The organism is Pseudomonas sp. G34 (assembly GCF_031119625.1).
GTDB lineage: Bacteria > Pseudomonadota > Gammaproteobacteria > Pseudomonadales > Pseudomonadaceae > Aquipseudomonas.
In genome coordinates this window covers 192,472-214,049 of the sequence record NZ_JAVHZV010000018.1, presented here as the reverse complement: position 1 = coordinate 214,049, position 21,578 = coordinate 192,472, and the positions used below count along the sequence as shown (strand labels likewise).

18 protein-coding genes are annotated in these 21,578 nt (G+C 61.8%); 6 read left to right on the top strand and 12 right to left on the bottom strand.

Annotated elements, in window-relative coordinates; genetic code table 11:
* Positions 1–75 precede the first annotated feature (75 nt).
* The 10 genes from QYS36_RS13520 to minC all read right to left on the bottom strand — a co-directional run bounded on the left by QYS36_RS13520 (position 76) and on the right by minC (position 13,474).
* Positions 76–606 carry a transposase gene (locus tag QYS36_RS13520; RefSeq protein ID WP_308839963.1) on the bottom strand — a complete coding sequence of 177 codons (531 nt, stop codon included), beginning with the start codon at positions 604–606 and terminating at the stop codon, positions 76–78.
* 362 nt (positions 607–968) lie between these two features.
* Positions 969–1,424 (bottom strand): hypothetical protein, encoded by a 456-nt coding sequence (locus QYS36_RS13515; RefSeq protein ID WP_308839962.1) that lies wholly within the window; start codon positions 1,422–1,424, stop codon positions 969–971.
* A gap of 472 nt (positions 1,425–1,896) precedes the next feature.
* Positions 1,897–2,778 (bottom strand): hypothetical protein, encoded by an 882-nt coding sequence (locus tag QYS36_RS13510; protein ID WP_308839961.1) that lies wholly within the window; start codon positions 2,776–2,778, stop codon positions 1,897–1,899.
* Between the two features lie 135 nt (positions 2,779–2,913).
* Positions 2,914–4,167 (bottom strand): ribonucleotide-diphosphate reductase subunit beta, encoded by a 1,254-nt coding sequence (locus tag QYS36_RS13505; RefSeq protein ID WP_111463471.1) that lies wholly within the window; start codon positions 4,165–4,167, stop codon positions 2,914–2,916.
* 171 nt (positions 4,168–4,338) lie between these two features.
* Positions 4,339–7,251, bottom strand: coding sequence for a ribonucleoside-diphosphate reductase subunit alpha (locus tag QYS36_RS13500; protein ID WP_308839960.1), 2,913 nt, complete (start codon positions 7,249–7,251; stop codon positions 4,339–4,341).
* Between the two features lie 936 nt (positions 7,252–8,187).
* On the bottom strand, positions 8,188–10,338 hold the full coding sequence (locus QYS36_RS13495; RefSeq protein ID WP_374990454.1) for a TonB-dependent siderophore receptor: 2,151 nt from the start codon (positions 10,336–10,338) through the stop codon (positions 8,188–8,190).
* A gap of 323 nt (positions 10,339–10,661) precedes the next feature.
* The gene (locus tag QYS36_RS13490; RefSeq protein ID WP_308839959.1) at positions 10,662–11,297 is read right to left on the bottom strand and encodes an RluA family pseudouridine synthase; all 636 of its coding nucleotides are present in this window, start codon (positions 11,295–11,297) and stop codon (positions 10,662–10,664) included.
* Between the two features lie 193 nt (positions 11,298–11,490).
* A complete protein-coding gene (gene minE, locus QYS36_RS13485; protein WP_070883881.1) occupies positions 11,491–11,745 on the bottom strand; it encodes a cell division topological specificity factor MinE in 255 nt (84 codons plus the stop codon).
* A complete protein-coding gene (gene minD / locus QYS36_RS13480; RefSeq protein ID WP_070883882.1) occupies positions 11,742–12,557 on the bottom strand; it encodes a septum site-determining protein MinD in 816 nt (271 codons plus the stop codon). Before minD ends, minE begins: the two co-directional genes overlap by 4 nt.
* Positions 12,558–12,742: 185 nt before the next feature.
* Positions 12,743–13,474, bottom strand: a complete 732-nt coding sequence (minC, locus tag QYS36_RS13475) for a septum site-determining protein MinC (RefSeq protein ID WP_308839958.1) — start codon at positions 13,472–13,474, stop codon at positions 12,743–12,745.
* 230 nt (positions 13,475–13,704) lie between these two features.
* Here minC and QYS36_RS13470 point away from each other — a divergent pair, with 230 nt between their 5' ends.
* From QYS36_RS13470 to QYS36_RS13455, 4 genes are all read left to right on the top strand, one after another.
* Entirely contained in the window at positions 13,705–14,220 is a 516-nt protein-coding gene (locus tag QYS36_RS13470; RefSeq protein WP_308839972.1) for a GNAT family N-acetyltransferase, read from the top strand.
* 32 nt (positions 14,221–14,252) lie between these two features.
* Positions 14,253–15,152, top strand: coding sequence for a LysR family transcriptional regulator (locus QYS36_RS13465; protein ID WP_308839957.1), 900 nt, complete (start codon positions 14,253–14,255; stop codon positions 15,150–15,152).
* Between the two features lie 191 nt (positions 15,153–15,343).
* Positions 15,344–16,558: an MFS transporter gene (locus tag QYS36_RS13460; protein WP_308839956.1), complete on the top strand. Its 1,215-nt coding sequence runs from the start codon at positions 15,344–15,346 to the stop codon at positions 16,556–16,558.
* 223 nt (positions 16,559–16,781) lie between these two features.
* Entirely contained in the window at positions 16,782–17,450 is a 669-nt protein-coding gene (locus QYS36_RS13455) for a TIGR04211 family SH3 domain-containing protein (protein ID WP_308839955.1), read from the top strand.
* A gap of 258 nt (positions 17,451–17,708) precedes the next feature.
* On the opposite strand, the gene QYS36_RS13450 is transcribed toward QYS36_RS13455, so the two are convergent.
* A complete protein-coding gene (locus QYS36_RS13450; protein ID WP_308839954.1) occupies positions 17,709–18,608 on the bottom strand; it encodes a LysR family transcriptional regulator in 900 nt (299 codons plus the stop codon).
* A gap of 191 nt (positions 18,609–18,799) precedes the next feature.
* On the opposite strand from QYS36_RS13450, the gene QYS36_RS13445 reads away from it, so the two are divergent.
* Positions 18,800–20,074, top strand: a complete 1,275-nt coding sequence (locus tag QYS36_RS13445; RefSeq protein ID WP_308839953.1) for a glucarate dehydratase family protein — start codon at positions 18,800–18,802, stop codon at positions 20,072–20,074.
* A gap of 41 nt (positions 20,075–20,115) precedes the next feature.
* On the opposite strand, the gene QYS36_RS13440 is transcribed toward QYS36_RS13445, so the two are convergent.
* Entirely contained in the window at positions 20,116–20,673 is a 558-nt protein-coding gene (locus QYS36_RS13440; RefSeq protein WP_374990453.1) for a cysteine hydrolase family protein, read from the bottom strand.
* Between the two features lie 243 nt (positions 20,674–20,916).
* Between QYS36_RS13440 and QYS36_RS13435 the strand changes: the two genes are divergently transcribed.
* Positions 20,917–21,267, top strand: coding sequence for a hypothetical protein (locus QYS36_RS13435; RefSeq protein WP_308839951.1), 351 nt, complete (start codon positions 20,917–20,919; stop codon positions 21,265–21,267).
* Positions 21,268–21,578: the final 311 nt, after the last annotated feature.

Below are 21,578 nucleotides of genomic sequence, written 5' to 3'. Positions count from 1 at the left end.
CTAGCTGTGTAAACCCAGTCACGTAGGGTGGATGACGCTTTTTTCATCCACCATCGCGATATAACGTCAAACTCCTCACTCGCCGTAATTGTGGCCCGTCCGCTCGGGCTCTACACACCAGCCCGCGGGATAGACGCTTATCGCCACTGCCCGGTGAAAACTCGAATACGGCCAGTCCTCCAGCCGCTCCACATAGCCATGTTTCAGTGGGTTGATGTGGATGTAATCGAAGTGGCGTTGGTAATCCCGTTCATCACGGATCAGATGCTCCCAGTAACGCCGTTGCCAGATACCGCGCTCGCGCCGCCGTTGTTGGTTGACGGTGCGGGTTTCAGTGACTGGCAGACGCTTGGCGAAGGCAAATTTGATGACTTTCCAGCGCAAGGCGAAGTCCGCATCACCGGGTGGCAATGTCCATAGGCAATGCATATGCTCGGGCAGCAAGACCCAGGCATCAATATGGAAAGGATGGCGAGCTTTGGTCGCACGAACCGTTTCGCGCAGCAGGTCGATCTCGCGGATCAGTAGGTCGCTGGTGCGGTCACGCAGATTGACGGTAAAGAAGTAAGTAGCGCCGGGAACACGGGCGCGACGGTAATCGGGCATGGCGGTTCATCCTTGAACGTGCGGGTGTTTTCACCATGGTGGACAAGCTTCGCGTTGTCCACCCTACATCCGACATCACCACCACAGTTGCCCTACGTAGGGTGGATGACGCCTTTTTCATCCACCATTGCGATGGTAGTACGGGCTACTTGCTGATTAAGCGGTTGCCGCCAGAAAGCCAGGCTGAGTACAACCGGGCGAGCGAGCTTTACAACTGGGCGGAGCAGTTGAGAGAAGCCGGGAAGGTTCGCCCGGGAGATCTAGGCTAATTACAAGGCAGTTGATTCAGAGAGTAGCTGCAGGAGCATCTACGATTACCGCCCCTTTAAGGGGCGGTTTTCATGCCAAAGCTGCTGCAGAACCTAGATGGCAGCAGCGTCAGCAGCCAGCACTTGGTTGATTATGCTGAAAAGCAAGTGATAGGAAGCCTCATCGCCTTCATTGCCTAGTACAACCCGCTCAGGCAAGGTGTAGAAAGCGCCCGCGCTGTCCATGAGGACGCTTGAGACAATAGCCATCTCTTCCTCGACCGGGTGGGCGACAGCAAGCACGAGCTGCGCAAACAGCTTCTGCTGATCGCCTGCGCCATAGCTCAGCGGGGTCGCAGTGACGGTGAATTTCTTCCCAAGTGTCTCACCGTTCATTCGCCACCGAGCTGTCGTGGCTGGTGTGACCTTCGTATGAATGCCTGGTAACCGTTCGCACAGACCGGGCCAATATTCGGCGATCTCTTGCAACTGGTTTTGAATCCTTTTCCATGAGCCCGTCGTCCGATACAACAGACGTTGGGCCTCATCACCATCTTTGAAAAATTCCATCTGGCTTTCCTTGTGATCGGCCTGCATGGCCAAAAGCCATTTAAGGCTAGCGGAGCCGGTCACTTATGCCAAACAAACCGCGAAACGGCATCAGGCGCGACTGTTAAGGCTGTGCCAAACGTCGCGCAACGCTGTGCCAAAAATGGCGCGCTTACAGCTTGTTGCTCTGCCTTCCACATAACACTCAGACACCGCGATCCCCGAATCCCGTCAGGAGGCCGAGTGGAGGTGCTGTGGAGAGGGGCGTTTGGCATGGATGCCAAACGAGGAACGATGGGCCAGGGATGGCCCACCGTGACGACCCTCGGAACAGTGCCGGAGCGAGGGAAGTTTCGCGCAGCGAAACTCGGATGTCGGGCGCGCTTTCTCTTTGGTTACTTTCTCTTTCGCGCGAGCAAAGAGAAAGTGACTCGCCGTAAGGGCGAAAACGGTAGAAGAGGACCGCAGAGAAAGTGAATCTGCCTCTTTTCCTCTAATTACTTCCTGATATTTGAGCTCTAAGGCTTTGCCTTTCATTTTTTTCGTACTGATATGTAATGCAGAAAGCAAGGAAAACTTCAGAGGTATATCTTCTATAAAATTTTGAAAACCCTAGGTATAAAATTGAGAAGCATAAAAATGAAGCTGCCCCTAGTAATAAATAAGTAGGGCTGAAGTCTGGAAGTGATTTGTATCTATAAATGCTCACTGCGAGATTTTTTGACGTTTCAAATATAAATGCCCAGGCTGTTAGGAGTGCTACAAAAGCTGTGTTTCTGAATAGTCCATATAGTGCTACATAGTTCTGGATTTTTGATAAATGTGCCGAGCTATTTTCTACGCAGTAATGATATATGTGATGAAAGTACTCTGAGTTTATTAGGGATTCAATATCGTCGCATTTGTGGTTCTTAATAAAGTAGTGCTTTATTTTTTTGAGTGTAATGTTGTCTAGTTGGCTTTCGAGTGTTTTGGCTTTAAAGATATCGCTTCTGATGAGTATGCGGATAGTTTTTTCTGCTAAGTAGGTTGATAGGAATGTGAAAGGACTTTCTTTGAATAGCTTTAATTTTTCTTTTTTAACTTGTTTATATGTTGAGCTAAGGATTTGCCTTGAGGGATATCCATATCGGTCTACATACGCGTTTTCGATTGTGTAGGAGGATACTATGCCAATTATATGTCCTGCCATATAGGAGAATATGATAAGTGGCATTATTCCTTGTGTTGATCTGAAAAATACAGAAAGCTTATTTATATAGCTCAATTGGTAGAATAGGTCATTTAAGCCAAATGCTATGTATATTAATAGTGCGCCTGGTATCAAATAGCCGAGAAAATCGTAGAGTGAGAATGGATTTTGCTTTGAAGGCATGAGATTAGCACTTTTATTAATTCTATTAATCAGGGCTTAATAAAAAGCCCCGCACTAGGCGGGGCTTTTTATTAAGCTTCAACCCCAACATCCATGGCAGGTGTAGGGTCAATCTACTCTGATGTCAGCGAGCCATCAATCCCAGCTCAACGCCCCACCAGTCTGATACTCGATCACGCGGGTTTCGAAGAAGTTTTTCTCTTTCTTCAGGTCCATGATCTCGCTCATCCACGGGAACGGGTTGCTGGCGCCTGGGTATTCTTCTTTCAGGCCGATCTGGGTCAGGCGGCGGTTGGCGATGAATTTGAGGTAGTCCTCCATCATCGCCGCGTTCATGCCGAGTACGCCGCGGGGCATGGTGTCGCGGGCGTATTCGATTTCCAGCTGGGCGCCCTGCAGAATCATCTGGGTCGCTTCGTCTTTCATCTGCGCGTCCCACAGGCTCGGGTTTTCGATCTTGATCTGGTTGATCACGTCGATACCGAAGTTCAGGTGCATGGACTCGTCACGCAGGATGTACTGGAACTGCTCGGCGGTGCCGGTCATCTTGTTGCGGCGGCCCATGGAGAGGATCTGGGTGAAGCCGCAGTAGAAGAAGATGCCTTCGAGTACGCAGTAGTAGGCGATCAGGTTCTTGAGGAACTGGCGATCGGTTTCCGGGGTGCCGGTCTCGAACTTCGGATCGGAGATCGAGCGGGTGTACTTGAGGCCCCAGGAGGCTTTCTTCGCGACGCTCGGGATCTCGTGGTACATGTTGAAGATCTCGCCTTCATCCATGCCCAGCGATTCGATGCAGTACTGGTAGGCGTGGGTGTGGATCGCTTCCTCGAAGGCCTGGCGCAGGATGTACTGGCGGCACTCGGGGTTGGTGATCAGGCGGTACACGGCCAGCACCAGGTTGTTGGCAACCAGGCTGTCGGCGGTGGAGAAGAAGCCCAGGTTGCGCATGACGATGCGGCGCTCGTCTTCGCTGAGACCGTCTGTGGATTTCCACAGCGCGATGTCGGCGTTCATGTTCACTTCCTGCGGCATCCAGTGGTTGGCGCAACCATCCAGATACTTCTGCCAGGCCCAGTCGTACTTGAAGGGTACGAGCTGGTTGAGGTCGGCGCGGGCGTTGATCATCTGCTTGTCGCCGACTTCCACGCGTGCGGAGGTGCCTTCGAGCTCGTCCAGGCCTTCCTGGATGTCGAGGTCGTTCAGGGCTTTCTTGGCCCGGGCGATGGCGTCGGAGTCATTGGCGTCGATGGCGCGGGCTTCGAGGGCGGCGTTGCCACCGACCTGATTGAGCTTGTCCAGGCTCATGTCGGCAGCGGCTTGTGCGGCAGACTGTTTCGGAGCGGCAGCTTCAGCGCCGTCTTCCTTGTCGAATTCATCCCAGCTCAGCATGGTTTGGCTCCTGCTAGAGGGCCGGCGTGAAAGCCGGCCTGTGTGGATAGTGGCTAATCGTCGGTGGCTCGCGGTGCACGCAGAGCGCTACGGCTGATTATCAGAGGCCGGGCTATAGCCCGGCTCTTGGGTTATGTGGGCCGGCTGCAGCAGCTGCAGCCGGCTGGGCCATTACTGGCAGGCTTCGCAATCCGGCTCGTCGATGGCGCAGGCCTTCGGAACCGGAGCCGGGCCAGGGGAGGCCTGGGTGGCCGGCGCGGCAGCAGGTGCTGCGCTGAGGCCCTGGTCGCCACCACTGGACACGGCGTTGAGCTTGCCGGTGTTGATGGTGGACTTCTCGGTGCTGGTCGCGGCCAGGGCACGGAGGTAGTAGGTGGTTTTCAGGCCACGGTACCAGGCCATGCGGTAGGTCACGTCGAGCTTCTTGCCCGAGGCGCCAGCGATGTACAGGTTGAGCGATTGCGCCTGGTCGATCCACTTCTGGCGACGGCTGGCAGCATCGACGATCCACTTGGTGTCGACTTCGAAGGCAGTGGCGTACAGGTCTTTGAGTTCCTGCGGGATGCGCTCGATCTGCTGCACGGAGCCGTCGTAGTACTTGAGGTCGTTGATCATCACCGAGTCCCACAGGCCGCGCGCCTTGAGGTCGCGAACCAGGTAGGGGTTGATCACGGTGAATTCGCCCGACAGGTTCGATTTCACGTACAGGTTCTGGTAGGTCGGCTCGATGGACTGCGATACGCCGGTGATGTTGGCGATGGTCGCGGTCGGCGCGATGGCCATGATGTTCGAGTTACGAATGCCTTTCTGTACGCGAGCCCGTACCGGTGCCCAGTCGAGGGTTTCGTTCAGGTCGACGTCGATGTACTTCTGGCCACGGGCCTCGATGAGGATCTGCTGGGAATCCAGCGGCAGGATGCCCTTGCTCCACAGCGAACCCTGGAAGGTTTCGTAGGCGCCACGCTCGTCGGCCAGGTCACAGGACGCCTGGATGGCGTAGTAGCTGACCGCTTCCATGGACTTGTCGGCGAAGTCGACCGCGGCATCGGAGCCGTACGGGATGTGCTGCAGGTACAGCGCGTCCTGGAAGCCCATGATGCCCAGGCCGACCGGACGGTGCTTGAAGTTGGAGTTGCGCGCCTGGGGTACCGAGTAGTAGTTGATGTCGATGACGTTATCGAGCATGCGTACTGCGGTTTTCACGGTGCGCGCCAGCTTGGCGGTGTCCAGCTTGCCGTCGACGATGTGGTTCGGCAGGTTGACCGAGCCCAGGTTGCAGACGGCGATCTCGTCCTTGTTGGTGTTCAGGGTGATCTCGGTGCACAGGTTGGAGCTGTGTACCACGCCCACGTGCTGCTGCGGGCTGCGCAGGTTGCATGGGTCCTTGAAGGTCAGCCATGGGTGGCCGGTCTCGAACAGCATCGAGAGCATCTTGCGCCACAGGTCCTTGGCCTGGATGGTCTTGAACAGCTTGACCTTGCCTGGGTACTCGGTCAGGGCTTCGTAGTACTCGTAGCGCTCTTCGAAGGCCTTGCCGGTCAGGTCGTGCAGATCCGGTACTTCGCTTGGCGAGAACAGGGTCCACTTGCCGTCGTCGAAGACGCGCTTCATGAACAGGTCCGGGATCCAGTTGGCGGTGTTCATGTCGTGGGTACGACGACGGTCATCACCGGTGTTCTTGCGCAGCTCGATGAACTCTTCGATGTCCAGGTGCCAGGTTTCCAGGTAGGCACACACGGCGCCTTTGCGCTTGCCGCCCTGGTTGACCGCTACGGCGGTGTCGTTGACCACCTTGAGGAACGGCACCACGCCCTGGGACTTGCCGTTGGTGCCCTTGATGTAGGCGCCCAGCGAGCGAACCGGGGTCCAGTCGTTGCCCAGGCCGCCGGCGAACTTGCTCAGCAGGGCGTTATCGCGGATGGCGTCGTAGATGCCGCCCAGGTCGTCCGGAACGGTGGTCAGGTAGCAGCTGGACAGCTGCGGACGCAGGGTGCCGGCGTTGAACAGGGTCGGCGTGGACGCCATGTAGTCGAACGACGACAGCAGGTTGTAGAACTCGATGGCGCGGTCTTCGCGGTTGTTCGGCTCTTCGATGGCCAGGCCCATGGCCACGCGCATGAAGAACACCTGAGGCAGTTCGAAACGCACGCCATCCTTGTGGATGAAGTAACGGTCGTACAGGGTCTGCAGGCCCAGGTAGGTGAACTGCTGGTCGCGCTCGTGGTTGATCGCCTTGCCGAGTTTTTCCAGGTCGTAGGTTTTCAGTTTCGGGTCGAGCAGTTCGAACTCGACGCCGGCTTCGACGTAGGCGGGCAGGGCCTTGGCGTACAGCTCGGCCATCTCGTGGTGGGTGGCGCTGGCGGCGACGTTGAGGAAGCTCAGGCCTTCGGCGCGGATGTTATCCATCAGCAGGCGGGCGGTGACGTAGCTGTAGTTCGGCTCACGCTCGACCAGTGTGCGCGAGGTCATCACCAGGGCGGTGTTGACGTCTTTCTGGGCAACGCCGTCGTAGAGGTTCTTCAGGGTTTCTTTCTGGATCAGCGCGCCGTCGACTTCCAGCAGGCCTTCGCAGGCTTCGGTGACGATGGTGTTGAGGCGGCCCATGTCCAGCGGTGCCAGGCTGCCGTCAGCCAGGGTCACGCGGATGCTCGGGTGCGGCTCGGCGATGCCGTCGGCGGCGTCGCTGGTCTTGCGCTTGTTGGCCTGGGCTTCGCGGTAGATCACGTAGTCGCGGGCGACTTTCTGTTCGCCGGAGCGCATCAGGGCCAGTTCGACCTGGTCCTGGATCTCTTCGATATGGATGGTGCCGCCCGAGGGCATGCGGCGCTTGAAGGTCGCGGTGACCTGCTCGGTGAGGCGCGCCACGGTGTCATGGATACGCGACGAAGCAGCGGCATTGCCGCCTTCCACAGCGAGAAACGCCTTGGTGATCGCGACGGTGATCTTGTCACCGGTGTACGGCACCACGGTGCCGTTACGCTTGATCACACGCAGTTGGCCCGGCGCGGTAGCGGCCAGATCCTGAGGGGCGTCGCCCTGAGGCGCGTTGGCCTGAGGGTTCTCACGAGTGGTGTCGGTATGCATGAAGGTCTCCATGAGCAATGAAATTTTCGGGGCGAAGCGTTGTGGTGCTGATCGACGTGGTACCTGGCGTTCATTCCAATCGACAAAGCCTGTGCCTGCACGAGGCTGGCAGCAGGGTGTTGCAAAAAGGCGGTGATGGACCGCTCGAGGTTTGCCTCGGCTGCGGTCGGTACTGTTCGATGCCGGAACGCTTCATCCCTGGCGTTTACTGGTGCTTCCTGCTGCGTGTGGCCACTAGATGTAGTGGTGGCGGTTACAGGCGCAGCGTCTGGTGTCGCGTTGGTCGCGAACGATAGGCTCGTTCGCGGCCGGGGTATCTCGGTTTGCCTCGGCCCTGGCAAAAAAGGCTCGGGGGCATGGACTTTTTCAGCACATCTGTGCTTGGTCCGTTTTGGCCAGAAACCCAACATATAGGGGTCTGGTGAACTGGGGATACAAGATAGTGCGGTGTGGGCGCCAAGGCAAGCCCTTCGGGCTGTGGATAAATCTGTGGGTTAAAGCGGGGTAAGTGGCGCAAATGCCCATGGTTGCTGGCGCTCGCGCGAACCTGGGCATTTATGTCGCAGGCAGTTTTTTTTAGGGCAGCGGCGCGCACGTTCCACGGGTTCACAGAAACACAACATATGGGGTTTTTTACGGAACTTTCAGATCAAAGTGCCATCACGACTCGAGTGCCCGGTTTCGGGCTGTCGGGCACGACCGTTGGTCGCTCAAGGACGGATCGGTGCGCGTTTCTGCAAGGCGCGCCGCGGTGCTGGTAGAGCACCTCGTGCTCGCTGGCGGTTTGCGTCCACGGCACGGCATCGAGCGGGCGATGGTCCCTGGGCGTCTGCTGGCAGCCAGTGAGCAGGGCTGCCTATGGTCTGTGGGAACCTGTGGGAGCGGGCCATGCCCGCGAAAATCTCGGGCATGACCCGCTCCCACCTGATGTGGTGATCAGAAACTCACCGTGGCAGACAGGCGCGCCGTACGCGGATCCCCCGGGAACAGGTAGCCGTCACCCTGATAGGCGCCGGTGTCGCGCCAGTAGCGTTTGTCGAACAGGTTGTCGACGCTCAAACGCAGCACCGTCTCATGGCCTTCGATGCGCGTGGTGTAGCGGCTGCCCAGATTGAACACCGTGTAATCACCGACCTTTACCGTGCCGCTCGGATCGGCGTACTTGCTGGCGCTGTACTGCAGGCCGCCGAGCAGCGACAGGCCCTGGATGCCGGGTATCTGATAGTCGGCGGCCAGGCTGGCGCGCACCTTGGGCACGTTGACCGCCTGGTGGCCTTCGTAGGCTTCGCTGCCGCTGTCGATGGCCCGGGCGCGGATGAAGGCGGTGCTGGCGGACAGTTGCAGGTTGTCGGTGGCCTGGCCGCTGGCATTGAGCTCCAGGCCGATATTGCGCTGCTTGCCCTGCTGCACGTAGGTCAGCTCGCCGTTGTCGTCGGGGCGGCTGTATTGCAGCGCCTGGTCGATGCGGAACAGTGCCGCGCCCAGGCTCAGGCCCTGCCAGTCGCGCTTGAAGCCGGCTTCCAGCTGGCGCGACGTGGTAGGCGCGAGGGTTTCACCGCTGTTGGTGGTGAACCATGGCGCCTCGCCGCCCAGTGACAGGCCCTTGCTGTAGCTTATATAGAGGGTGGTATCGGCCTGGGGCTTATAAAGCAGCGCGGCGTTGGGCAGGAATTCACTGCGCCGGGTACGGCGGTTGCTGACGCCGCTGCTGGTGAAGGCTTCCTCGATCAGGCGTACCTGTCGCCCGCCGAGCAGCATCTGCCAGTGTTCGTCGAAGCTGATGCGGTCGCTGAAGAACAGGCCGTACTGGCGGCTGTCCAGGCGGCGCTGCCTGGGGTTGAGCGGCACGTCGGTGGGGGCGAATTCGGCTGGGTCGTCATGGATATTGCCGAAGCCAATGGGTACGTTGACCGCCTCGCGTCGGTCCACGGTGCGGCGCAGTGCGCTGCTGCCCACGGTCAGCTCATGTCCCAGCGTGCCGGTGGTGAAGGCGCCGGCGAGGGTAGCCTGCAGTTCGTCGTGGCGACGGGTATCGTCCGGGCTGCGGTAGTCGTAGATGTCGTAGCCGCCTTCGGGGCTGAAGTGGGCAAGCCAATCGCTGCACCCGGAGTCCGGGCTGCAGCCATACGGGAAACTACTGTAGTCGTCGATTACCACTTGGCTGCGCGAAGCATCGATGGCGGCTTTCCAGTCGTCATCGAAGCGGTACTCGAAGCGCCCGCCCAGGTTCAGCGAATCGATGCCCACCGGCTTGCTCCAGCGCTGGTGGCCAAGGCGCTTGTCCGGGTCGATGCCGCTTGGCACCTGGGTGCCGCCGAGCAGTTGATAGCCCGGCACCGAGTGCTGTTCGCGGGTCTGGTAGTCGGCGTCCAGCTGCAGGGTGGCGTTTGGCGAAAGGTTCCAGTCCAGCGCCAGGGAAATGAAGTCGCGCTTGCCGTCGGCGTGCTCGACGAACGAGCGGATATCCTCGTGGGCCAGGTTCAGGCGCAGGCCCAGCTGCTGCTCGGCGCCAAACCAGTGGCCAAGGTCGGCGGCCAGGTAGCGCTCGCCGTCCTGGTTGCTGGCCACGCTCAGCGAGCGCACGTTCTCGGCGCGCTTGGTCACGTAGTTGATCAGCCCGCCCGGTTCGCTCACGCCGCTCTGCAGGCCGGACAGCCCCTTGAGCAGCTCGACCTGCTGCTTGTTCTCCAGCGCCACGTTCTGCTCGCCCACCAGGCTGCGGCCGTTGAGCCGGTAGCTGTTGGCGGCGTTCAGGGAAAAGCCGCGCACCACGAAGTTCTCGTAGTAGCCGATGGGGGCATAGGCCTCGCCCACCGAGGCGTCGTTGCTCAGCACGTCGCTGAGCAGGCGTGCCTGCTGGTCGTCGATCAGTTGCCGGCTGACCACCGTCACCGCGGCCGGGGTGTCGAGCAGCTCGGCTTCGTTGAAGCCGCCCACTGCGGCGCTGCGCGCCCGGTAGCCGTCGCTGGCCTGCTCCTCGATGGTGGTGGCGTCGAGCACCATGGCCGGCTCGGCGGCCCAGCAGAAGGTCGGGCTCAGCGCCAGGGCGAGCAGAGTCGAGGCGAAACGCGGGCAGGGCAGGGCCATGCAAGTTTCCTTGGATGCGGGGTCGGAGGTGGGCTATCCGGTACGCGGGCGATTTGTTATCGGCACGAGGCGGCCATCGCTTGGCGGGGTGGCATTGTCCTTCATAAGCGCTGCCGTTGCCATGCCGGTTCTCGGTGTCCGTAGCCTGCGGATGTCGAGGCGATACCGGGGCGTTGTGCCTGGATTTCGCTACGCTCCACGCCGGGCGACCAGAGCAGTGATCAGTTCGTAGCCTGTGGTTGAGCGAAGCGATACCCAGGAGCTGTTCTCGGGCTTCGCTACCCTCCGAACCGGGCTACCAGGCGGGATTAACGCTTGAGCCGTCAGAACGGCGCCGGGCACTCGAAGCGCAGGCGTTCGCCGCTTTGCGGGTGGCTCAGGCTGAGCATGCTGGCGTGCAGGCACAGGCGCGGGTAGGCGGCCAGGGCTTGTTCGTGGGCATACAGGCCGTCGCCGAGCAGCGGGTGACCGATGGACAGCATGTGTACGCGCAACTGGTGGGAGCGGCCGGTGATCGGTGTCAGCTCGACGCGGGCGTGCTCGGCGTGCCGTTCGAGCACGCGCCAGAAGGTCAGGGCGTGCTTGCCCTGTTCATGGTCGACCACGTGGCGCGGCTTGGTGGGTGGGTCGTAGCGCAGTGGCAGGTCGATGCTGCCGCTGTCGCCTTCGGGCGAGCCCCAGCACAGCGCGGTGTAGGCCTTTTCGGTCTCGCGGTCGTGGAACTGGCGCGACAGCTCGCGGTGGCTGTCGGCATCCCGGGCCAATACGATCAGCCCCGAGGTTTCCCAATCCAGGCGATGCACGATGCGTGCTTCCGGGTAGCCGTTTTCCTGCAGGCGGGTGACCAGGCAATCCTTGTTGTCGTCGGCACGGCCGGGCACCGAGAGCAGCAGGGTGGGCTTGTTGATCACCAGCAGGGCGGCATCCTGGTGGACGATTTCGATTTGGCTGAGCGGCATGGGCGTTCTTTTGGTTGGGCTTTAAAAACGAAAAGCGGCCATCGAGGCCGCCATTCGTGGTGCTGATTACGCAGCGGTCGATACCGTTTCCGGCATCGCCTGATGGGTTACGCAGCGCTCAGGGTGCGATGGTGAACTGACGATCACCACCAGGCGCTGCTCACCCATCCTACAGTGCTGAGGAAAGAATTGATCAGCGGTCGGGCAGGGTGATGTTCAGCTCCAGAATCGAGCAGCTACCCTGATTTTCCAGGGCGACCTGCACCTGATCCGAATCGATGTTGACGTACTTGCGGATCACCTCGACCAGTTCCTGCTGCAGCGCAGGCAGGTAGTCGGGCTGGGTACGCTGGCCACGTTCGTGGGCAACGATGATCTGCAGGCGCTCTTTGGCGATGGAGGCGGTGGCTTCCTTCTTGCGCGAACGCAAGAAGTCAAAAATATTCATTCTCGACCTCCAAACAGACGTTGCAGGAAGCCCTGCTTCTTCACATCAAGGAAGCGGTGCGCCACTTCCTTGCCGAGCAGGCGATCGACGGCATCGCTGTACGCCTGGCCGGCGTCGCTCTGGTCATCGAGGATCACCGGCACGCCCTGGTTGGAGGCCTTGAGCACTGCCTGGGATTCCGGGATCACGCCGAGCAGACGGATAGCGAGGATTTCCTCGACGTCTTCCACGCCGAGCATCTCACCCTTGGTGACGCGCTCCGGGTTGTAGCGGGTCAGCAGCAGGTGTTCCTTGATCGGGTCGCCGCCCTGTTCGGCGCGACGCGATTTGCTGGCCAGCAGGCCGAGCATGCGGTCGGAGTCACGAACCGAGGAAACTTCCGGGTTGGTGACCACGATGGCTTCGTCGGCGAAGTACATGGCCAGGTGGGCGCCTTTCTCGATACCGGCCGGCGAGTCGCAGACCACGTATTCGAAGTTTTCGCGCAGCTCGTTGATGACCTTCTCGACGCCTTCCTGGGTCAGCGCGTCCTTGTCACGGGTCTGGCTGGCGGCCAGCACGTAGAGGTTCTCGAGGCGCTTGTCCTTGATCAGGGCCTGGGTGAGGGTCGCTTCGCCGTTGACGACGTTGACGAAGTCGTACACCACGCGGCGTTCGCAGCCCATGATCAGGTCGAGGTTACGCAGACCGACGTCGAAGTCGACGATGACGGTCTTGTGGCCGCGCAAGGCGAGGCCGGTACCGATGGCAGCGCTGGTGGTGGTTTTACCGACGCCACCTTTGCCGGAAGTGACTACGAGGATCTTGGCCAAGGTGATTCACCCTAAAAATGACTAAAAAGCAGAAGCCTGACGCGATTGGCGGTCTGTCGAAAGAATCGCTGCGGCGGGGCATTGCTACCAACCGCTGGTAGATGCTTGCCGGTGATTGTTTTGACAGCCCGCCCAGAGGCGTTCGAGGGCCCTGTGTGACAGTTAAAAGTGCCGGGCAGTATCCGTTAAAGACGGGTGATGTTCAACACGTCGCCCATCAGGCTGACTTGCACGGCACGGCCCCAGTTCGGGTCGCGGCGCAGGTCTTCGGCAACCTTGTACTGGCCGGCGATGGAGAGCATTTCGGCGCCCATCTGCTGGCAGAAAATCCGCGCTTGCCGGTTGCCCTTGACGCCGGCCAATGCCCGACCACGCATTGGGGCGTAGACATGGATGTTGCCATCGGCGAGAAGTTCCGCGCCGGCACTCACCGGGGCCAGAATCACCAGGTCGCAGCCCTGGGCGTAGATCTGCTGGCCACCGCGCACCGGGGTGGTGATGACGCGGGTCGGCTTGACCTCGGGCTCCACCGGCTTGGGCGGCTCGACCGGTTTGGGCGCCGGGTCGATGACCCGCTCGCGGGCGCCGGAGGGCGGCAACACCGGCAGGTCCAGGGCGTTGGCGGCGGCGATGTGTTCCTCGCGGCCGGCGCGCACGGCCAGGGTGCGCAGGCCGTGCTGGCGGCACAGGGCCATGAGCTCGCCGAGGTCGAGATCACCTTCCTCGCGCGGCAGTTTGTCCAGGGCCAATACCAGCGGCGTGTTGCTGAAGAAGTTGGGCGCCTGGGCGACCTTCTCGGCGAGTTGCAGGTCGAGGCGGGAGAGGTCGTTGTGCGCCAGCTCCATCACGGTGATGGCCAGCATGCTGCCTTTGAGCTGGAACACGGGGTCTTGGTCGAGGAGATCAGCTTGGCTCATGGTCTGCCTGATGGCCCTTGGAAAAGTAGCGGGACTTATAACGAGAACGGCGGCGGGGCTCAAGGATAAATGTCGCGCCGGTTGCCGTCGCCAGGCTTGCACTGACACGCTGGCGAGCCATTGGTGCCGCGCACTGCCTTCACGGCTGGCATCGGTTGTGCGGCGCCAGGCGTGCGCGTTATGTTGCCGGCCCTTTTCAGGCGAATGAGCGAGTAGCTTGCGGCCCCATGATGAATAGCGCTTGCGTACAGATAACCCGGGCCACGGGCGAGGATAGCGACGAGGCGATTGGCTTCGTGATGGCGGCCCGCGCGGAAATGTTCCCGATGCTCGACAGCCCCGTGCTGCCGGCCGACCTGCAGCGCTTCGCCCAGGTGTATGAGCAGGGCGAGGCGGGCGCCTTCTGGCTGGCGCGCTGTGCGGGGCAGATCGTCGCCGCCGTCGGCTACCTGCCCTACGACCACCGTTTCGCCCAGTTCGACTACCGGGGGGTGCACACGGTGGAGATCGTGCGGCTGTTCGTGGCCCCTGCCTTCAGGCGCTCCGGCCTGGCCGCGAGGCTGTGCAGCGAGTTGCGCGAGCACGCCATCAGCCAGGGCGTGGAGGTACTTTACCTGCATACCCATCCCTTTCTGCCAGGCGCCATCCGCTTCTGGGAAAAACAGGGCTTCACGGTCACCGACGTGGAAGACGACCCCCTGTGGCAGACCACGCATATGCAATGCCGGCTGGCGGACTTGCGCTAGAGTCACTGCCAGTCACGCCTGGAGAACCGTTGATGGACAAACTGCTGGCCTTGCAGGCCTTTGTGGAAACCGTGCGCACGGGTGGGTTTTCCGCGGCGGGGCGCTCGCTGGGTGTGGCGACCTCGTCGGTGACGCGGCTGGTCAGCAGCCTGGAGTCGGAGCTGCAGAGCGTGCTGCTCAACCGCAGTACCCGCCAGGTTGGCGTGACCGAGGCTGGGCAGGCCTACTTCGAGCGTGCCGTGGCGATTCTCGAGGCGCTGGCGGAGGCCGATGCGGCGGTGTGTGACGCCGGCAGCCAGGCACGCGGGCGGCTGAATGTCAGCGTGCCGGTGGAGTTCGGCCGGCGGGTGATCGCACCGCAGTTGGGCCGGTTGTTCGCGCTGCATCCTGAGCTGGAGCTCAATCTGCGCCTGAGCGACGAGGTGGTCGATTTGCTTGGCGCGGGAGTGGACGTTGCCGTGCGGCTGGGCAGCGCGGTGGTCAGTGATGATGTGGTGAGCGTTCGGCTCGGCGCGTTCAATCGTTGGCTGGTGGCCAGCCCGGAATATCTCGCGCAAAGCCTGCCAATCGATGAGCCGCAGGCGTTGCTCGACCACCAGTGCCTGCGCTTCGATTACGGCACGGCCAGTCAGCGCTGGCAGTTCAACGCTGCCGGTGAAGTGCAACAGGTGGCAGTGCGCGGCCGTTTGCAGAGCAACAATGCCGACGTGCTGCGTGAGGCGGCGCTGGCCGGGCAGGGCGTGGCGCTGCTGGCCGACTGGCTGGTGCGTGACGATGTCGCCGGTGGTCGACTGCTGCGGCTGCTCGAGCCTTACGACATCAGCCCGGGCTCGGCGAGCGGCGCCATCAGCGTGCTCTACCTGCCCAATCAGCGTGGCTCGCGCCGGGTGGCCGCGTTCGTCGAGTTCTTACGTGAGCTGCTTGCGGGCTGAGAGCGGGTAGCGTTCGACCTGGCGCAACGCTGCGTTGCGTGGCAGGTGGATTCTCCGCTGGTACCAGGGCCCGTAACCTTGCTTCACCCAGGCCGCCAGCCTCGTGCTGGTGACGCCCTGGCATCGGGGGCATCCCACCCGTGTCCTGTTCCGACGAGCCGCCGTGCAGGTCGGCTTATCGCGAGGTAATCATGAGTACATCCACATCCAACCAGCCCCACAGCCTTTCGCCGGCGCTGGTGCTGCTGTTCGCCTTTTGCTGCGGCGCCATCGTCGCCAACCTCTACTACGCCCAGCCGATCATCGAGCTGATCGCGCCCGCTGTCGGGCTGTCGATGCATCAGGCCAGCCTGATCGTCTCGTTGACCCAGATCGGCTATGCCGTCGGCCTGCTGTTTCTGGTGCCACTGGCCGATCTGCTGGAGAACCGACGGCTGATGCTGCTGACCACCCTGGCGGCGATGGCCTGCCTGTTGGCAGCCGGTTTCTCGAGCGCACCGGGGATCTTTCTCGGCCTGTCGCTGCTGATCGGCCTGAGTTCGGTGTCGGTGCAGATGCTGATCCCCCTGGCCGCCCACCTGGCCTCGGAAGCGACCCGCGGCCGGGTGGTGGGCAACATCATGGCCGGCCTGCTGCTGGGCATCCTGCTGGCACGGCCGGTGGCCAGCCTGGTCGCCGAATACTTCGGCTGGCGGGCGGTGTACTTCATGGCGGCGGCGCTGATGCTCGGCATCCTGGTGGTGATCGCCACCACCATTCCCCGCCATGCGCCGGATAACCGCGGCCATTACGGGCACCTGCTGTTGTCGCTGTTCAGCCTGCTGCGCCGCTACTCGACGCTGCGCCAGCGGGCGTTGTACCAGGGCTTGATGTTCGCCTCGTTCAGCCTGTTCTGGACGGTGGCGCCGATGGAGCTGGTGCGCCATTACGGCTTCACCCAGACCCACGTCGCGCTGTTCGCCCTGGTCGGCGCCATCGGTGCCATCGCCGCGCCGATTGCCGGGCGGCTGGCCGATGCCGGCCATACCCGCCGCGCCACCCTGGTGGCGCTGGTGCTGGCCCCGCTGGCGTTCATGCTGACCCTGGCCGGGCCGCTGGCTGGCGTGCTCGGCCTGGTGCTGTGTGCGGTGCTGCTGGATTTCGCCGTGCAACTGAACATGGTGCTCGGCCAGCGTGACGTCTATGCCCTGGAGCAGAACAGCAAGGCGCGGCTCAATGCGCTGTACATGACCAGTATCTTCGTCGGCGGCGCCAGCGGTTCGGCCATCGCCAGCCCGATCTACGAGAACTTCGGCTGGCCGGGCGCGGCGCTGGCTGGGGCGGCATTTCCGGCGCTGGCCTTGATACTCGCCCTGTGGCATGGGCGCCTTGCGGCCGGCGAACAGCGCCTGGCCATAGGCAAGTAGGCAAGCGCTGGCGGCGGGCCGATCAGCTGCCGCTGAGCGGTCAATCTACCGGCCGCTGAGGAACCCGACCGATCTGCTGCGGTCTTTCAGCAGTCGGCCAAACCGGTGGCAGGCATGGCGTTGCGCCACTTTCGCGCCTCTACCCACCGGTACAACAATTCGCCTGGCCGGCATTCGCGCGCTGCGTCGCATTGTGTTCCACCGCCGAGTGAAGATGGTTTTTATGTCCCTAGCCCGCCCTTTTACTGCATCCCTTTCCCTGCCGCAGCTTCGTGTGCTGGGGACTTGCCTTCTATCCGGCCTGTTGCTGATCGCCGCGCCGGCCCATGCCCAGCAGGCCAGCGACAACGTGCGCTGGGTCAGTGACAGCCTCAATACCTACGTGCGCAGCGGCCCGACCGAGGGCTATCGCATCGTCGGCACCCTCAGCTCCGGTACCCGCGTGCAACTGCTGCGCACCCAGGGCGACTACAGCCAGGTGCGTGGCGAGAACGGCGACGCGGTGTGGATCCCCAACAGCGACCTGCAGGAGGTGCCCGGCCAGGCCGAGCGCCTGCCAGCGCTGGAGAAGAAGGTGACCGAGCTGAGCACCGAACTCAAGAACATCAACGAGACCTGGGAAACCCGCGTGCAGGGCATGCAGGAGACGCTGGATACGCGCAAGAAGCTGATCGACGAACTCGAAGCCAACCGCAGCGCCCTGGATATCGAACTCAATCAGGCCCGCTCCGAGCTGCGCGAGGCCCAGGCGCAACTGGGCGACGAGCAGAAGCAGGTGCTGATGCGCTACATGGTCTACGGCGGCAGCATCGCCGGCGCCGGTTTGCTGGCCGGGTTGATCCTGCCGACCATGTTCCGCCTGCGCCGCAAGCGTAACGATCAGTGGGTCTGAGTCGGTAGGCTTTTAGCGCTTCTCATCGCTTTTGTTTGCAGGGGCGAGTGCTGCAGCCGAGGCTCGGGTTATCCATGTTTGTGGGAGCGGGCCATGCCCGCGAAAGGCAGTTGTATCGACTCGGTACTGCTGCATGTTCATCCAACTGGGCCAGCTTATAGATGGGAGTTCGCGCGCATGGCGCGCTCCCACATTTCCTAAGTCCCACAACATGGCGCGCCGGCCTGCATTGAGCAGTGCAGCGAGCAGTGCAGCACCTCAGTGCACCTCGGCCGCCACCGCCGCCCGAATCGCGTCGAGCAGCATCAGGCAGGCGGGGTTGTCGTTGTGGCTGCGCCAGGTCAGGTGCAGCTCGCTCTGAATGCCTTCGCCCAGGTCGATGTCGCGGAATGTCACCTCCTTGAACACCACATTGGTGGCGCAGCGCGGCACCAGGGCCAGGCCCATGCCGGCGTTGACCAGCGCCAGAATGGTCAATGACGAACCCAGCCATTGCACGTATTCCGGCGCCACGCCGGCGGAGCGGAACATGCCGGTCAGCAGTTCGTTGAAGGGCGGGTAGGCGGCGTGGGCGTACATCAGGAAGGGCGCGCCATCCAGATCCCGGACGCCGACTTCGCCAGCGCCCGCCAGCGGGTGCTGGCGGGGAATGGCCAGTACGAAGGGCTCGCGCACCAGGCACTCATTCTCGTAGCCGGCCTGCAGCAGCGGCTGGCGCACGATGCCCAGGTCGATGCGCCGGGTGCGCAGCGCCTCGTGTTGCTGGTGGGTGTTCATCTCGCTCAGGGAAATCTTCACCTGGGGCTGATTGAGCCGCGCCTCGGCGATCACCCTGGGCAGGAATTCGTACACCGCACTGCCGACGAAACTGATGCTCACCGAGCCGATATCCCCCGCCGCGAAGCGCCGCGCCGAGGCGGCGGCCTGGTGCGCACGTTCCAGCAGGTTCTGCGCCTCGATGAAAAACGCCCGGCCGGCGGCAGTGAGCGCCACGCTGCGGGTGCTGCGGGTGAACAGCTCGACGCCAAGGCTGTGTTCGAGCAGCTGGATCTGCCGGCTCAGCGGTGGCTGGGTCATGTTCAGCCGTTCCGCGGCGCGGCGAAAGTTGAGTTCGGTGGCTACGGTGGTAAAGCAGCGCAGCTGGGCGAGTTCGAACATTGATCTAATCCAGGTATCAATCGAGTGCCAATATAGATTAGACGGGATCAATGCGTCGCGTAATGATCGGCGCATCCGTTAATGGGGCACCGCTGAACGGCTCGATGCGGCCTGGTATCGACAGTGTCGCGATCGCTGCCTGATCGAGCGCCCCAGCTACCGTCTCTGCGCCATGTCGAGGATTACCAACAGTGAAGATCAAACAGGTACGCGTCACGCCTATCGCCTTTCGCGATGCCCCGCTGCTCAACGCCAGCGGCATCCACGAACCCTATGCGCTGCGGTCGATCATCGAAGTGGAAAGCGACAACGGCTACATCGGCCTTGGCGAGAGCTACGGCGATGCACCGGTGCTCAGTGTGCTGCAGGCCATGCAGGCGTCGCTGGTTGGCCTGGATCCCTTCGACCTCAACGGCCTGCGGGCCCGGGTGGTGAAGACGGTCGCCGCGCTGAAACCTGGCACCGCCGGCGCCGAGCTGGCGCCGGGCTCGCATCCCAGCAAGCAGGTGGCCAACGCCTATTCGGCCTTCGAGGTGGCCTTTCTCGACCTCCAGGCACGTTCGCTGGGCATGCCCCTGGTGGATCTGCTCGGCGGCGCGGTGCGTGATCGCGTGCCGTTCAGCGCCTACCTGTTTCTCAAGTACGCCGAGCACGTGGGGTCGCCCTACAAGCCGGATCGCTGGGGCGAGGGCATCAGCCCCGAGCAGATGGTCGCCCAGGCACGCACCATGATCGAAGAGAACGGCTTCAAGAGCATCAAGCTCAAGGCCGGCACCTTGCTCGGCCCCGAGCATGAGGTGGCGTGCATCAAGGCGCTGCGCCAGGCCTTCCCGGAGGCGCCGCTGCGTATCGACCCGAACGGCAACTGGTCGGTGGCAACCTCGCTGCGCATGGCCGAGCTGATGGGCGATGACCTGGAATACTACGAAGACCCCTGCCCGGGGCTGGAAGGCATGGCCGAAGTGCACAAGCGCACCGGCATCCCCCTGGCGACCAACATGGTGGTCACCGACTTTGACGAGTTCCGCCGCAGCGTGGCGCTGAACAGCGTGCAGATCGTGCTCGCCGACCACCATTACTGGGGCGGCCTGCGTGACACGCAGATCCTGGCGCGCATGTGCGACACCTTCGGCCTGGGTGTATCGATGCACTCCAACTCGCACCTGGGCATCAGCCTGATGGCCATGACTCACGTGGCGGCCGCGGTGCCGAACCTGTCCTACGCCTGCGACACCCACTACCCGTGGCAGGAACCGGATGAAGAGGTGATCACGGGCGGCAAGCTGCCGATCGTCGATGGCTGCGTGCAACTCACCCGGGCCCCTGGCCTGGGCGTCGAGCTGGATTACGATCAGTTGGCCAAGCTCAATGACCAGTACCTGACCTGCGGCATCCGCTCACGCAACGACGTGACCCAGATGCAGAAGTACGACCCGAGCTGGAAAGCGCTCAAGCCGCGCTTCTAACCGTGGCTTAGCGAGGCGGCCGGCATGGCCGCCTTATCGTTTTACGCGTGCTCGAGCAGTGCCAGCGCGGCGCTGCTGTTTATTACCTGCGCGTATTCGTCGTGCAGGTTGGCCAGCGCCATGGCATGTACCTCATCGGCGCTGCGCAGCACGCCGTTGTAGTCGTTCTTGGCGAAGGTAAAGCAGCCATCGGCGACCACGTAGGTGCTGAAGCCCAGGTTACCCGCCGTACGTGCGGTTGCTTCCACTGAATTGTTGGTGCTCACACCGACGATCACCAGCGACTGGATATCGCGCACGCGCAGCCAGCGCTCCAGCCCGGAGTTGATGAACGCATCCGGCACGTTCTTCTCGACAACATGCTCACTTGGCAGCGGCAGCAGCGCGGGCTGGAATTCCACGCTGGCCTGGCCTGGCGCGAACAACGAGCCTGTTGAGCGGGATATATGGCGTACATGCACCACCGCCGCGCCGGTCAGCCGCCATGCCAGCAGGATTTCGCCAATACGCGCCGGTGCATCGGGGTTGTTGCGTTCACCTGCTGCAGGCTCGAGCATGCCGCGCTGCATGTCGATGATGATCAGGGTGGGCTGGGCCATGGGCATACCTTGTGTCGGGTGGCAGGGCACTTCTCGGGGAATTGTCTCTCTATAGATCAATCCCCCTCGCATTCAGTATTGCATCTTGCACGACCAGAATCTGGCTACCGTGCAGGATGCATAGTTCATTAATTTTTTATTGGAAAATAGTTGTTTTAAATCAATGGCTTAGTTTTTATCAATAGCTGGCATGCAGTCTGCAATATCCCTCTCATAAGGAACACCACTCAGAGGGTACGAGCCATGCAATACGCCATCCAGCACCTGATCGAAAACCTCCCGGACTACGCCATCGATTTCAAGAAGCGCCCCGATGGGATGTTGCTGATGACGTTGCGCAAGGATGGTGAAGTGGCTTTCGTGAAAGCCATCGACCGTCAGACCGTTTTCTGCGAGACCCGCGTCCAGGCACTGCTGCACGAGATCATGCGTGACAGCAAGCTGATCAGCGGTGAAATCAACTGGAAGGGGCAGGGTGCACAGTGGATCGATCGCAGCCTGCCGACCTTTACCGGTGCGCCGATCAACCCGACTGCCGCCAAGATGATGTGGGCCCGTCGTGGCCGTGATGGCAGCTACCGCGCTAGCGCCTGACCTCAGTCAGCAGGCTCAAAGCCCCGCCTAGGTGACCGCCTGGGCGGGGCTTTTTCATGCTCGCGTGGCAGGGCTTCGCACTCGATTCCCTGCGGCCGAGCCGTTCTGGCGGTAGCGGGGGGCGCGAATGATCCTCGCGGCGTAGCCGCTGCGGCAGCTCGGTGGTCGGGTGGTTCAGCACCTTCGCACGGTTTCTGGCCGAGCAGGTGAGGGAGGCAGTCGCGACGCGCCTTCGTCTTGCCAGCTGCCTGCAGGCGGGGGCGGCGTGGCAACCGATAGGCGTAATTTGTTACCTGACAATTACACGCATT

Excerpts from the sequence above, each read along its gene's own strand:
- QYS36_RS13520 (WP_308839963.1), bottom strand. The coding sequence starts at position 606 with ATGCCCGATTACCGTCGCGCCCGTGTTCCCGGCGCTACTTACTTCTTT.
- QYS36_RS13460 (WP_308839956.1), top strand. The coding sequence starts at position 15,344 with ATGAGTACATCCACATCCAACCAGCCCCACAGCCTTTCGCCGGCGCTG.
- QYS36_RS13510 (WP_308839961.1), bottom strand. The coding sequence starts at position 2,778 with ATGCCTTCAAAGCAAAATCCATTCTCACTCTACGATTTTCTCGGCTAT.
- QYS36_RS13495 (WP_374990454.1), bottom strand. The coding sequence starts at position 10,338 with ATGGCCCTGCCCTGCCCGCGTTTCGCCTCGACTCTGCTCGCCCTGGCG.
- QYS36_RS13455 (WP_308839955.1), top strand. The coding sequence starts at position 16,782 with ATGTCCCTAGCCCGCCCTTTTACTGCATCCCTTTCCCTGCCGCAGCTT.
- QYS36_RS13505 (WP_111463471.1), bottom strand. The coding sequence starts at position 4,167 with ATGCTGAGCTGGGATGAATTCGACAAGGAAGACGGCGCTGAAGCTGCC.
- QYS36_RS13490 (WP_308839959.1), bottom strand. The coding sequence starts at position 11,297 with ATGCCGCTCAGCCAAATCGAAATCGTCCACCAGGATGCCGCCCTGCTG.
- QYS36_RS13470 (WP_308839972.1), top strand. The coding sequence starts at position 13,705 with ATGAATAGCGCTTGCGTACAGATAACCCGGGCCACGGGCGAGGATAGC.
- QYS36_RS13450 (WP_308839954.1), bottom strand. The coding sequence starts at position 18,608 with ATGTTCGAACTCGCCCAGCTGCGCTGCTTTACCACCGTAGCCACCGAA.
- QYS36_RS13440 (WP_374990453.1), bottom strand. The coding sequence starts at position 20,673 with ATGGCCCAGCCCACCCTGATCATCATCGACATGCAGCGCGGCATGCTC.
- QYS36_RS13500 (WP_308839960.1), bottom strand. The coding sequence starts at position 7,251 with ATGCATACCGACACCACTCGTGAGAACCCTCAGGCCAACGCGCCTCAG.
- QYS36_RS13465 (WP_308839957.1), top strand. The coding sequence starts at position 14,253 with ATGGACAAACTGCTGGCCTTGCAGGCCTTTGTGGAAACCGTGCGCACG.
- QYS36_RS13435 (WP_308839951.1), top strand. The coding sequence starts at position 20,917 with ATGCAATACGCCATCCAGCACCTGATCGAAAACCTCCCGGACTACGCC.
- minE (WP_070883881.1), bottom strand. The coding sequence starts at position 11,745 with ATGAATATTTTTGACTTCTTGCGTTCGCGCAAGAAGGAAGCCACCGCC.
- minC (WP_308839958.1), bottom strand. The coding sequence starts at position 13,474 with ATGAGCCAAGCTGATCTCCTCGACCAAGACCCCGTGTTCCAGCTCAAA.
- QYS36_RS13515 (WP_308839962.1), bottom strand. The coding sequence starts at position 1,424 with ATGGAATTTTTCAAAGATGGTGATGAGGCCCAACGTCTGTTGTATCGG.